At 71.8% G+C, this 12,817-nt stretch carries 7 protein-coding genes; 1 reads left to right on the top strand and 6 read right to left on the bottom strand.

Going from position 1 to position 12,817, the window contains the following annotated elements:
- The first annotated feature begins 19 nt into the window (after positions 1–19).
- Positions 20–682 (top strand): sulfite oxidase-like oxidoreductase, encoded by a 663-nt coding sequence (locus tag ACFQPS_RS15560; protein ID WP_377360138.1) that lies wholly within the window; start codon positions 20–22, stop codon positions 680–682.
- Positions 683–739: 57 nt separating this feature from the next.
- Here the strand turns inward: ACFQPS_RS15560 and ACFQPS_RS15555 are convergent, their stop codons facing one another.
- From ACFQPS_RS15555 to ACFQPS_RS15530, 6 genes are all read right to left on the bottom strand, one after another.
- Positions 740–1,636, bottom strand: coding sequence for a TIGR01459 family HAD-type hydrolase (locus ACFQPS_RS15555; RefSeq protein ID WP_377360137.1), 897 nt, complete (start codon positions 1,634–1,636; stop codon positions 740–742).
- A 103-nt stretch (positions 1,637–1,739) separates the two neighbouring features.
- The gene (locus ACFQPS_RS15550; protein WP_377360136.1) at positions 1,740–3,083 is read right to left on the bottom strand and encodes an EAL domain-containing protein; all 1,344 of its coding nucleotides are present in this window, start codon (positions 3,081–3,083) and stop codon (positions 1,740–1,742) included.
- Positions 3,084–3,192: 109 nt separating this feature from the next.
- On the bottom strand, positions 3,193–4,446 hold the full coding sequence (locus ACFQPS_RS15545) for a threonine ammonia-lyase (RefSeq protein WP_377360135.1): 1,254 nt from the start codon (positions 4,444–4,446) through the stop codon (positions 3,193–3,195).
- Positions 4,447–4,647: 201 nt separating this feature from the next.
- Positions 4,648–5,226, bottom strand: coding sequence for a YbhB/YbcL family Raf kinase inhibitor-like protein (locus ACFQPS_RS15540; protein WP_417715209.1), 579 nt, complete (start codon positions 5,224–5,226; stop codon positions 4,648–4,650).
- A 98-nt stretch (positions 5,227–5,324) separates the two neighbouring features.
- A complete protein-coding gene (locus tag ACFQPS_RS15535) occupies positions 5,325–9,116 on the bottom strand; it encodes a tetratricopeptide repeat protein (RefSeq protein ID WP_377360134.1) in 3,792 nt (1,263 codons plus the stop codon).
- Between the two features lie 93 nt (positions 9,117–9,209).
- Positions 9,210–12,719 (bottom strand): indolepyruvate ferredoxin oxidoreductase family protein, encoded by a 3,510-nt coding sequence (locus ACFQPS_RS15530; RefSeq protein ID WP_377360133.1) that lies wholly within the window; start codon positions 12,717–12,719, stop codon positions 9,210–9,212.
- Positions 12,720–12,817: the final 98 nt, after the last annotated feature.

The following is a 12,817-nucleotide window of genomic DNA, read 5'->3' as shown; positions in this document are numbered from 1 at the left end:
TTGACGGGGATGGAAGGCGATGCCCGACGATCCGGGCCTGATCGGCCAGATCAAGCAGAAGCTGGTGGAGAGCAAGCAGCGCTGGGCGCGGGAGGGCCGGCACCTGACCGGCATCCAGGGCGAGCCCGGGCAGCGCCTGCCGCCCGGCCAGCGCGAGGTGAAGAACTGGCCGGTGCTGGATCTGGGCGTGCAGCCCGACATCCGGCCCGAGACCTGGCACCTGCGGGTGGACGGGCTGGTGGAGACCCCGACCGTCTGGAAGTGGGACGATTTCCGCGCCCAGCCGCGCTTCCAGGATGTCTCCGACATCCATTGCGTCACCGCCTGGTCGCGCTACGAGAATCTCTGGGAGGGCGTGTCGGCCCGGCACATCCTGTCGGTCGTGAAGCCGAAGCCGGAGGCGCGGCACATCCTGTTCCACAGCTTCGACGGCTACACCACCAACCTGCCGCTGGCCGCCTTCGACGATGACGACGTGCTGCTGGCCGACACCTGGGAGGGCAAGCCGATCACGCGGGAGCATGGCGGCCCCGTGCGCGTGGTGGTGCCGAAGCTCTATTTCTGGAAATCGGCCAAGTGGGTGAACCGCATGGAGTTCCTGGCCGAGGACCGGCCCGGCTTCTGGGAGGAGCGCGGCTACCACAACGAGGGCGACCCCTGGAAGGAGCAGCGCTACTCCTGACCGCGGCCTGAACCCGCGCGCCGCCCGCGCCACCAGACCGGCCCTGCCGGACCCGCCCTACCAGACCAGGGCCGGCAGGGCGCCGGTCGGCCGGGCCGGGGCGGCGGCCGCGATCTCCTCCAGCTTCGCCGGATCGCCGTGGCCGCCGGCCGCGGCGTCCAGCTCGTCCCGGTGGATGCCGCCGGTGACCAGGATGGCGTCGATCCCGGCGGCGCGGGCCCCGGCCACGTCGGTGCGCAGGCTGTCCCCGATGGCGACGATGCGGGCCGGGTCCAGCGGCGCCCCCGCCAGCCCGGCCAGCAGGTCGAAGCAGCGGCGGTAGACCGGCGGGTGCGGCTTGCCGTGGTAGCGCACCTCGCCCCCCATCTCCTCGTAGCGCTGGGCCAGCAGGCCGGCGCAGACCACCAGCTTCGGCCCGACATGTACGATCAGGTCGGGGTTGGCGCAGACCATGGGCAGGCGGCGGTCGGCGCAGCGGCGCAGCACCGGCTCGTAGTCGGCGACCGTCTCGTCGAAATCGTCCACCCCGGTGTTGACGACGAAGTCCGCCTCCTCCGGCGTCGCCACCCGGATGCGGCCGGGCAGTCCCTCGTACACGTCGGCGTCGCGCGGCGGCCCCAGATGGTAGAGCCGCGGCCCCAGGGCGGCGTGCCAGTCGTCCGGCGGGTCGCGCAGCGCGAGGTGCGCCGCCTCGCCCGAGGTCATCATGGCGTGCCAGAGATCGGGCGTCAGGCCCATCCCCTCCAGCCGCTTCAGCGTGCCGGGGAAGCGGCGCGGCGCGTTCGACAGCAGGCAGATCCACTTGCCCCGCGCCTTCAGCGCGCGCAGCGCCTCATGGACGCCGGGATAGGCCTGCTCGCCGTCGTGCAGCACGCCCCAGAGGTCCAGGATGTAGCCGTCATAGCGGTCGGCGACCTCGCGGAGGCCGTGATGGAGCGGGATCGGTGCGGTCATGCGGCAGGCCGGGGCTTGCGGGGCGGGAGGAACGGGTCTCCACCCCGGTGGTAGCCCAGGCACGGCCCCCGGCGCAACCCGCGGCGCCCCCGGCGGGTGCCGGTCAGCCGGTCGGCTTCTTCGCCAGCCGCGGCTCCCCGAACAGGTAGCCCTGGCCGAAGTCGATATAGAGGTCCAGCAGCTCCAGGAGCTGCTGGTCCGTCTCTACCTTCTCCACGATCAGGTCGATGGCGTTGCGGTCCAGCGTGTGCTTCAGCTCGCGCACGGCGCGGGGGTCGGCGAAGCGGCCGTCGGGGTCGAGCAGGCGGGCGGCGTCCAGCTTCACGTAGCGGATCTCGTGCCGGGCCATCTCGTCCCAGTCCACGTCCAGCCGCTCCACCTGGTCCATGGAGAAGCGGAAGCCCAGCCGCTTCAGCCCGTCCAGGAAGCCGGTGGCGAACAGCCCTCCCTGCATCAGGTCCGCCTGGGCCAGCTCGAACACCAGCTTGGCGGCGAGGTTCGGGTGCTGGCCCATGTACTGCACGAACTCGCCCATGAAGCCGCTGTCGTTCAGCGTGGCGGCGGAGATGTTGCACATGAAGCCGACCGTCTGGTGCCGCTTCTCCGTCTCGCGGATGAGCTGGATGCAGCGGAACAGCAGCATGTTGTCGATCGCCGCGATCAGCCCCGCCCGCTCGGCCACGGCCAGATAGCGGTCGGGCGTCAGGTAGCTTTCGCCCCCGCCGTCGCGGATGCGGGAGAAGACCTCGTAATAGCGGTGCTTGCGCTGCGGCAGGCTGACGATCGGTTGCAGGAAGATGTCCACCTGGTCGGCGCGCAGGGCGCGGCGGATGCTGTCCAGCACCGCGGCGTCGTCCGGGCCTGCCGGCGGCGGCGGGGCAGCCGTCAGCGGGGCCGTCAGCGGGGTCGGCGGCACCCGCAGGGCGGGGCGGGGCGTGAACAGGTCCCGCGGCGGCTCCGGTGCGGGATCGGCCGCGTCCCCGTCCGCCGCCGCTCCGGTGTCGGGCTCCGCGACGGGGGCCTCCGCGACAGGCTCCGGGGCGGGCGCCTCCACCACCGGGGCCGGCGCGGCCGGCTGCGGCGGAAGCTGTCCGGCCAGCCGCTCCAGCAGGCGCGCTTCGGAGACGATGCTCGCCACCTCCCCGCGCAGGGGGATGGTGCCGCTCAGCCGTTCGTCCAGCCGGGCCAGCAGGACGCGGATTTCGTCCTGCTGCCGTTGCAGACGCCACATCCGGGCCTCCAGCCGCTCCTGCGACTCGGTGCGGCTCCAGAACTCGTGCAGCAGGGCGCCGAAGACGAAGGTGAGAAGGCCGAACAGCACGGCCTCGTCCCGGTCCACCCCGGCGACGGTCAGCGACAGGGTCAGGGCCACGGCCAGCGCCAGCGCCGCATAGGCGAAGGCGAACACGGCGTGCCGCAGCCAGCTCACGGTGCGCAGGCGGTTCATGGCTCCCCCGGCAGATCGGCGCAGGACGGTCCGATGCCCAAGGGTGACGCCGCCGTCCGGCGCGGTCAACCGGATCGGGTTAACCCCGTTGCAATGTCCCGGACCGGCCCTACACCCCGCCGGTCAGGATCTTCACCCCGAAGCCGGCGTCGCGCAGGGCCTGCACGACCTTGGCGGCGTGGCGGGCGCTGCGGCACTCGATGGTCAGGTCGATGTCGGTGGACTTCACCGTGGCGGTGGTGAACAGGCGCTGGTGCATCGCCTCGATGATGTTGCCGCCGGCATCGCCCACCACGCTGGTGATGCGGCCCAGCCCGCCGGGCCGGTCGGGGATGGCGATGCGCAGGGCGATCAGCCGGCCCTCGCGCACAAGCTGGCGCATGATGACCTGGGCCAGCAGGCGGCTGTCGATGTTGCCGCCGCAGAGCACCAGCCCGACCTTGCGGCCCTGGAACCGCTCCGGATGGTTCAGCACCGCGGCCAGCCCGGCGGCCCCCGCCCCTTCCGCCACCGTCTTCTCGATGTTCAGGAACAGGGCGACGGCCCGCTCCACCTCCGCATCGGGGACCAGCATCACCTCGTCCACCAGGGCGCGGATGATCTGCAAGGTCAGGCGGCCGACATTCTTGACGGCGATGCCCTCGGCGATGGTGTCGCCGCCGACATGGGGCGGCTCGCCGCGCAGGGCCTGGGCCACGGCGGCATAGGCCTCGACCTCCACGCCCACCACCTCGATGTCGGGCTTCAGCGCCTTGGCCGCGGTGGCGATGCCGGAGATCAGGCCGCCGCCGCCGACCGGCACGACCAGCACCTCCAGGTCCGGCGCCGCCGCCAGCATCTCCAGCGCGACGGTGCCCTGGCCGGCGATCACCTCGGCATCGTCGTAGGGGTGGACCAGGACCAGCCCCTCCTCCTGCACCAGCCGCTCGGCCTCAAGCTGGCTCTCGCCCAGGTTGGCGCCCTTCAGCACGACGCGGGCGCCGAAGTTCTCGGTGTGCTCCACCTTCACGAAGGGCGTGCCCTCGGGCATCACGATGGTGGCCGGCACGCCCAGCCGCCCGGCATGGTAGGCCACGCCCTGGGCATGGTTGCCGGCCGACATGGCGACGACGCCGCGGCGGCGCTCCTCCTCCGTCAGCGTGCGCAGCTTGTTGAAGGCGCCGCGCTCCTTGAAGCTGGCGGTGAACTGGAGGTTCTCGAACTTGACCCAGATCTCCGCCCCCGTGATCTGCGACAGGGTGCGCGAGGGGATGCAGGGCGTTTCCACCACCTGCCCGCGCAGCGCCTCGGCGGCGGCGCGGATGTCGTCGAGCGAGACCGGCAGGGCGGTGGCGTCCGGGGAGGACGGGGGGCGCTGGCTCATGGGAACGGTTCCGGGCGAAACGGTTGGACCGTTCCGCTTAGCGCATCGCCGCGGCTTTGACCACAGCCCCGGCGGGACGGCAGGGCTGCACCGACGGGGCAGGCGGCGCCCCTTGCGGCCGGCCCGCCGTCCCCCCACGCCCCCGCCCCCGCGCTCCACCAGGAGACGGAACGGGGGCGGGGAACCGAGGTGGCGCCGGGCTCAGCGGGTGTAGACCGCCGTCAGTCTGGCCACGCCCAGGGCGTTGGCGCGGGTCATGAAGCCGATCAGGGCGGGGCTGGCCGCGGGGTCCACGTCGAGCCTCTCCACCCCCAGGGCGAAGACGCGGAACTCGTAGCGGTGGACCTCGCCGGGCGGCGGGCAGGCGCCGCCGAAGCCGGCGGTGCCGAAATCGTTGCGCGCCTGCACCGCCCCGGCCGGCAGCCCACGGCCTTCGGCCGCGTTCGCCGGCAGGCCGGTGGCGTCGGCCGGGATGTCGTAGACGACCCAGTGCCACCAGCCGGAGCCGGTGGGCGCGTCGGGATCGTAGGCGGTGACGACGAAGCTCTTCGTGCCCGCGGGCGCGCCGGACCAGCTCAACTGCGGGGAGATGTTCTGGCCGCTGCACCCGAAGCCGTTGAAGACCTGCTTCTGCGTCAGCGCCGCCCCCTCGGCCATGTCCGTGCTGGTCAGCCGGAACTCCCCGGCCAGCGCCGGCCCCGCCGCCGCCAACCCGCCCAGCATCCCCCCGGCCACCACCAGCCCGGCCGCGATCCGCGCCGCCGCTTTGCGCATCCTCATGGCTCCCTCTCTCCTCGTCTTCCGTCCCCGGGCGCCAGCACCCGGTCCTGGGGAGAGACCATACGGGAAGAGAGGGCGCCCTGCGAAGCCCGGGGGCGCTAATCCGGCCGTTCCAGAAAGCCGTGCTCGACCAGGGCATTGACGATCGGGTGCAGCAGGTCCCCGTCCGGCGTCCGCCCGGCCTCTTCCGCGCTTTCCAGATAGTCGGCGACGAGTCGGATCAGCAACCCCCCGAAGGCCGCCGGCACCGCCTGGAAATGCGGGAAGAGCAGGCGCAGGGCCTCGTCGGCGTCCGACAGGGCAGCGTCGTGCTGTCCCAGCGCCCGCCGGCAGTCGCGGCGAACGCTCAGCGACCGGGCAAGGTCCGGGTGGAAGGCATCCGGCCGCGCCGCCGCAAGCTCCCGCCAGATCGCCACCGCCTCCTCGACCGCCGCCAGCGCTGCCTCCCGATGGCCCAGCTCCGACAGGCAGGTCGACAGGTTGTTCAGCGACAGGGCAAGGTCCGGGCGGAAGGCATCCGGCCGCGCCGCCGCAAGCTCCCGGTAGACCGCCACCGCCTCCTCGACCGCCGCCAGCGCCGCCTCCCGATGGCCCAGGGCCGACAGGTGGTTGGACAGATTGTTCAGCGACAGGGCAAGGTCCGGGCGGAAGGCATCCGGCCGCGCCGCCGCAAGCTCCCGGTAGACCGCCACCGCCTCCTCGATAGCCGCCAGCGCCGCCTCCCGATGGCCCAGGTCCGACAGACGGTTGGACAGGTTGTTCAGCGACCGGGCAAGGTCCGGGCGGAAGGCATCCGGCCGCGCCGCCGCAAGCTCCCGGTAGACCGCCACCGCCTCCTCGACCGCCGCCAGCGCCGCCTCCCGATGGCCCAGGGCCGACAGGTGGTTGGACAGATTGTTCAGCGACAGGGCAAGGTCCGGGCGGAAGGCATCCGGCCGCGCCGCCGCAAGCTCCCGGTAGACCGCCACCGCCTCCTCGATCGCCGCCAGCGCCGCTTCCCGGTGACCCAGGGCCGACAGGTGGGTGGACAGGTTGTTCAGCGATCCGGCAAGGTCCGGGCGGAAGGCATCCGGCCGCGCCGCCGCAAGCTCCCGATAGATCGCCACCGCCTCCTCAATCGCCGCCAGCGCCGCCTCCCGGTGACCCAGGGCCGACAGGCAGGTCGACAGGTTGTCCAGCGACAGGGCAAGGTATGGGCGGAAGGCCTCCGGCCGCGCCGCCGCAAGCTCCCGGTAGACCGCCACCGCCTCCTCGATCGCCGCCAGCGCCGCCTCCCGGCGACCCAGGGCCGACAGGCAGGTCGACAGGTTGTTCAGCGATCCGGCAAGGTCCGGGCGGAAGGCATCCGGCCGCGCCGCCGCAAGCTCCCGCCGGATCACCACCGCCTCCTCGACCGCCGCCAGCGCCGCCTCCCGGCGACCCAGGGCCGACAGGCGGTTGGACAGGTTGTTCAGCGATCCGGCAAGGTCCGGGCGGAAGGCATCCGGCCGCGCCGCCGCAAGCTCCCGCCGGATCGCCACCGCCTCCTCGATCGCCGCCAGCGCCGCCTCCCGATGGCCCAGGTCCGACAGGCAGTTGGACAGATTGTTCAGCGACAGGGCAAGGTCCGAGCGGAAGGCATCCGGCTGCGCCGCCGCAAGCTCCCGGTAGACCGCCACCGCCTCCTCGACCGCCGCCAGCGCCGCCTCCCGGCGCCCCAGGGCCGACAGGTGGGTGGACAGGGTGTTCAGCGATACCGCAAGGTACGGGCGGAAGGCATCCGGCCGCGCCGCCGCAAGCTCCCGCCGGATCGCCACCGCCTCCTCGATCGCCGCCAGCGCCGCCTCCCGATGGCCCAGGTCCGACAGGCTGTTGGACAGGTTGTTCAATGTTGCCGCCAGCGCTGGAGAGGCGGTCCCCTGCCCCCTGAAGGCGGTAACCAGATGGTCAGTAACCGTATACGCGAGATCACGCAGCGCCGTCGTCTTCTCCGGTAACGCATCGTGGGCATGCATCAGCCGCTCCAGGGACAGGCGGTCCAGATGGCGCAGATAGACGTCCACGATCGGCGCGGGCTGTTCCACCGCGACCCGGAGTGCGGGCACGGCGATCCTGTCCATATGGCGTTCGGCAACGCGGTCCAGCCAGCGGACGGCCGCCGGACGGCGGGCGGCAAGGCGGTTCAGGACCGTCAGGGCGGTTTCAACCCGGTCGTCCGATGTCTCCCCGCCGAAAACGACGTCGATCAAGGACGCATCGCGGACCAGTTCGGCATTGACCAGGTCCTCCCCCAACGTGTCCGGGGTCAGCGGATTGACATAGAGCGGGTCGGACAGGTGCGTGTGGAGAAGATCGGCAAGGCGGTCGATCACGGCCCTGGGCTGCCCACCCAGAAGCGGCGTCCGGTCCAGCAGCTCACCCATGGCGGCGCGGGTTTCCGCCCCGCCGACGAGCGTCGCCAGGGCCGCCGCCTGGACGATCGCCGCTCCGAGCTGGGGGCGGTCATCTCCCAAAGCCTCTTTCCACAGGCCGGTTTCCCGGTCGAGGACGTACTGGAGCAGCGCGTCCGCGTCGGTCAGATCAATGGCCGACGATCCCGCCCGCGTCGCTTCGACCGCCACAAGGGCCGCCATCTGGACGAACAGGGCGGCGCCGAAGGGGTCGTCCTGTCCAGGGCGTGACGGCGGCGTGAAGTCCGGTGTCCGCAATGCCGGTGGCGGGACCTGCAAGGCCGTGGCGAACCGTTCCAGGCTTGCCTGGAAAACCCGGTCCCGCTCCTGCGGCTCCAGGCGGGGAACCCCCACCGCGTCGGGCCGGGTGATACGGAAATTGTTGAGTGCCGTCCGCAGATAGGAATCGGAACCCTGGCGCAGGTCGTCCCACCAGTCCCCCGTGTTCCGCGCCAGCAGCAGCACGCGGGTCACGGAATCCGGACGGCAATGCTGGCGGCGCTCAAGGGCTTCGAACAGGCGTGCCAGGGATTGCCGCCGGCGCTCTGCATAATCGACGACGATGAGAAGCGGGCGCTCTTCCTCGACAAGCACATCCCAGGTTCCCGAGGGAAGCACCGGCTCCTGGTGTCCAAGGAAGCCGCACCGCCATTGCTGCGGCCTGTCCCGACGCAAGGGAGCGAGGCGGCGGCACAGCTCGATGCCCAGCCGTGTCTTCCCGATGCCGCCGCGCCCGACGAAAAGCTGGATGCCCAGGAGCATCCCGGTGGCGCACCATTGCTCCAGTTCGTCCAGGATCGCATCGCGTCCCGTCAACGGAGCCAGGGCATGTTCCGGATCGAGCAGCCGTGCGGACAGAAGGGCGATGCGGGGATCATAGTCCGGCGCCACCGTGACGGGGCGAAGCAGCGCGTCCGCCAGGACCGCCGCCCCGGTCCTCCTGCTTCGGACATCCTCCACCAGATCAGTCAGCCGGGACAGGACCTCCCGCCGGAACTCCGCCTCCACCCGCGCAAGGTTGGGGGCCTGGACAAGGGCGTGCCCGCTGAGCAGGGTCAGCACCTCGCGCAGGGCTTCCGCTTCCCGCGGATGGCGCTGGTGCAGGGCGGCCAGCCCTTCGCCCCGTGCCAGCAGCAGGCCCGCGATCTCCCCCGGCCTGTAATCGCAGCCGACGATCTCCGCGGCGCGGAGCGGATGGCAGCGCAGGATGTCCGCGGCCGTCTTCCGCACACCGGCCTGCACGCCCCCGTCCAGCCGGACAAGGGAGTCGCATTCGCGGATTCCCTTTTCCGCGGCCCTGATCGCCGCGCGCACCTCGCCCGGGGCGCGCCTCAGGACGGCATCGAAGGTCCGTTCGATGACGTCGCCGGCACCCCCCAGCAGCCCGTCGGCAACCGTGTCCCCGGTAAAACAGGCGAAAGCCACCTTCGCCAGCAACCCCGCCGTGACACCCTCTCCCACGGAACACCTTCCGACGTTTCAACCGGAAGGTAAATCCGGGCGCCCCCGGTCGCAACAGGGTTTATCTCCGGGGCGGTACTACCCGCCCCGCCCCTACTCCGCCGCGCGGGCCAGGGCGGCGGCGGGGTTGCGCCAGGTGGCGAGGAGGGCGGCTTCCTCGGCCCTGGTCTTCTCCAGGTTCGCCTCCTTGACATGGCCGAAGCCGCGGATGCGGTCGGGAAGGGCGGCGATCTCCACGGCCAGCGCGTGGTTCTCCGCCGTCAGGCCGCGCAGCAGCTCCTCCACCGTGGCGCGGTACTCCACGATCAGGCGGCGCTCCGTCTGCCGTTCGGGCAGGCGGCCGAACGGGTCGAAGGCGGTGCCGCGCAGCCGCTTCATCCGGGCCAGCACGCGGAACAGGGTCAGCACCCAGGGGCCGTAGACCTGCTTCTTCATCCGCCCGGTCGCGGGATCGACCTTGGCCGTCGCCGGCGGGGAGAGATGGACGTTCAGGGTGTAGTCGCCCTCGAACTGGCTCTTCACCTGGGCCAGGAAGTCGGTGTCCACATAGAGCCGGGCCACCTCGTACTCGTCCTTGTAGGCCATCAGCCGGTGCAGGGTGCGGGCCACCGTCTCCGTCAGCTCCGTCCGGCCGGGGGCGGCGGCGGCCTCGGCCGTGCGCACCCGCTCCACCAGCGTGCGGTAGCTCTCGGCGTAGCGGGCGTCCTGGTAGCCGGTCAGGAAGGCGACGCGGCGGGCGATCACCTCGTCCAGCCCCTCCGACAGGCGGCGGTGGGCGAACAGCGCGTCCGTGCCGGCATCGGGCGGGAAGGCCGCCGCCAGCACCGCCGGCAGGTCGTGCGCGGCGCGGCGGCCCCAGCGGAAGGCGTCGGTGTTCATCGCCACCGCCGCCCCGTTCATCTCGATCGCCCTCTCGATGGCGGCGGCGGAGGTCGGCACCAGCCCCTTCTGGTAGGCGTAGCCCAGCATGAAGAGGTTGGTGGCGATGCTGTCGCCGCACAGCGCCGTGGCGATCTTCGTGGCGTCCAGCGCCATCACCTGGTCCGCCCCGCCGGCGGCGCGGGCGATGGTGGAGACGAGGTTGCCCGCCCCGATGCGGGCGTCGGGGTTGGTGACGAAGGCGGCGGTGACCGTCTCGGCCGTGTTGACGATGGCGCGGCTGTGCCCGGCGCGCAGCTTGGACAGGCTGTCGGCGTTGGCGGCCACCACCACGTCGCAGGCCAGCACCAGATCGGCCCCGCCGGCGACGATGCGGTTGGCGTGGATGCGGTCGGGCCGTTCGGCGATGCGCAGGTGGCTGGTGACGGCGCCGCCCTTCTGCGCCAGCCCGGCCATGTCCATGGCGGTGAAGCCGCGCCCCTCCAGGTGCGTGGCCATGCCCAGGATGGCGCCGATGGTGACGACGCCGGTGCCGCCGATGCCGGTGACCAGGATGTTCCAGGGCCGCTCCAGCACGGGGATCTCCGGCTCGGGCAGATCCATGGACGCGGCGGCGCTGCCGGCCTCGGCCGGGGCGGGCCGGCGCAGGCTGCCGCCCTCCACCGTCACGAAGCTGGGGCAGAAGCCCTTGAGGCAGGAGAAATCCTTGTTGCAGGAGGACTGGTCGATCTGCCGCTTGCGCCCGTACTCCGTCTCCACAGGGGTGACGGACAGGCAGTTGGACTGGACGGAGCAGTCGCCGCAGCCCTCGCACACCAGCTCGTTCACGACGACGCGGCGGGCCGGGTCCGGCATGCGGCCGCGCTTGCGCCGGCGGCGCTTCTCGGCGGCGCAGGTCTGTTCGTAGATCAGCACGCTGACGCCGGGCACGGCGCGCAGCTCCTGCTGCACCGTGTCCAGGGCGTCGCGGTGGTGGATGGCGGTGCCGGCCGGCAGGCCCTTGCCGGAGCCGTACTTCGCCGGATCGTCGGAGACGACGACGACGCGGGACACGCCCTCGGCGTCGAGCTGCTGGGCGATGTCGTGGACGGAGAGCGTGCCGTCCACCGGCTGGCCGCCGGTCATGGCGACGGCGTCATTGTAGAGGATCTTGTAGGTGATGTTCACCTTGGCGGCCACGGCGGCCCGCACCGCCAGGATGCCGCTGTGGAAATAGGTGCCGTCGCCCAGGTTGGCGAAGACATGCTCTTCCTTGGTGAAGGGCGCCTGCCCGATCCAGTGGACGCCCTCGCCGCCCATCTGGCTGAACACGTCCGTGTTGCGGCCCATCCAGGTGACCATGTAGTGGCAGCCGATGCCGGCCAGCCCGCGGCTGCCGTCGGGCAGCCGGGTCGAGGTGTTGTGCGGGCAGCCGGAGCAGTAGAAGGGCGCCCGGATCACCGTGGCGGCCGGGGTGGTGCGGCGGAGCTGCGCCTCGATCGCCTCCAGCCGGCGGGCGATCTCCTCGTCCGGCGCCAGCGCCAGCAGCCGTCGCGCCAGCACGCGGGCGATCTCCACCGGGTTCAGCTCGGCCTTGGCGGTGAACAGCGGCCGGCCCTCGGCGTCGGTCTTGCCCAGCACGCGGGGGCGGCGGTCCCAGTGGTAGAGCTGGTCCTTGATCTGCGCCTCCAGGACGGAGCGCTTCTCCTCCACCACCAGCAGCTCCTCCGCCCCGTCGGCGAAGGCACGGATGCCGTCGGGCTCCAGCGGCCAGGCCAGCGCCACCTTGTAGACGGCAAGGCCCAGGGCGGCGGCGCGGGCCGGGGTGATGCCCAGCTCGTCCAGCGCCTGACGGACGTCCAGATAGCTCTTGCCGATGGTGACGATGCCCAGCCGCGGCCGCTCCGCCCCCAGCACCACCCGGTCCAGCCGGTTGGCGCGGGCGAACGCCTTCGCCGCCTCCAGCTTCCAGGTGACCATGCGGTCCTCCTGGATCAGCGGCGTGTCGTGCAGCCGGATGTTCAGCCCGCCCGGCGGCATCTCGAAATCCGCCGGTTCCACGATCTCCAGGCCCAGCGGATCGATGTCCACGATGGCGGTGGTGTCGATCGTGTCCGCCACCGTGGTGAAGCCGACCCAGCAGCCGGAGAAGCGCGACAGCGCCCAGCCGACCAGCCCCATGTCCAGGAATTCCTGCACGCCCGCCGGATTGATGACCGGCATGAAGGCATGCATGAAGGCGTGGTCGGACTGGTGCGGCAGGGTGGAGGACTTGCAGGCGTGGTCGTCGCCGGCGAAGGCCAGCACCCCGCCATGGCGCGCGGTGCCGGCGAAGTTGGCGTGCTTCAGCGCGTCGATGGAGCGGTCGACGCCCGGCCCCTTGCCGTACCAGACGCCGAAGACGCCATCGACGGTGGCGCCCTGCCAGAGATTGACCTGCTGGCTGCCCCAGACGGCGGTGGCGCCCAGCTCCTCGTTCACGCCGGGCTGGAAGCGGATCGAGCCGGCCTCCAGGAACTTCCGCGCCTGCCACAGCGCCTGGTCGTAGCCGCCCAGCGGCGAGCCGCGGTAGCCCGAGATGAAGCCGGCCGTGTTCAGCCCGGCGGCGCGGTCGCGCTGGCGCTGGAGCATCGGCAGCCGGACCAGGGCCTGGGTGCCGGTCATGAACACCCGGCCCTTGTCGAGGGCGTACTTGTCGTCGAGTCCGACCTGCGCGAGTGCGCGCCGGTTCGCTGCGGACGTCATGGCGACCTCCTCCCGTGAATGCCCTGTTTCCCTGTCAGTTGGCGACAGACTGTCGCAGAGAATAGGTCATGTCTACTGACTTATTTTCTGACGGAAGC

This window comes from Rhodocista pekingensis, from assembly GCF_042665545.1.
Lineage (GTDB): Bacteria > Pseudomonadota > Alphaproteobacteria > Azospirillales > Azospirillaceae > Rhodocista > Rhodocista pekingensis.
The sequence above is the reverse complement of the archived record's forward strand: the minus strand, read 5'-3'. Positions and strand labels throughout refer to the sequence as shown.

Bases quoted from the DNA above. Each gene is read 5' to 3' on its own strand.
- ACFQPS_RS15560 (WP_377360138.1), top strand. From the start codon at position 20: ATGCCCGACGATCCGGGCCTGATCGGCCAGATCAAGCAGAAGCTGGTG.
- ACFQPS_RS15540 (WP_417715209.1), bottom strand. From the start codon at position 5,226: ATGAGGATGCGCAAAGCGGCGGCGCGGATCGCGGCCGGGCTGGTGGTG.
- ACFQPS_RS15555 (WP_377360137.1), bottom strand. From the start codon at position 1,636: ATGACCGCACCGATCCCGCTCCATCACGGCCTCCGCGAGGTCGCCGAC.
- ACFQPS_RS15550 (WP_377360136.1), bottom strand. From the start codon at position 3,083: ATGAACCGCCTGCGCACCGTGAGCTGGCTGCGGCACGCCGTGTTCGCC.
- ACFQPS_RS15530 (WP_377360133.1), bottom strand. From the start codon at position 12,719: ATGACGTCCGCAGCGAACCGGCGCGCACTCGCGCAGGTCGGACTCGAC.
- ACFQPS_RS15545 (WP_377360135.1), bottom strand. From the start codon at position 4,446: ATGAGCCAGCGCCCCCCGTCCTCCCCGGACGCCACCGCCCTGCCGGTC.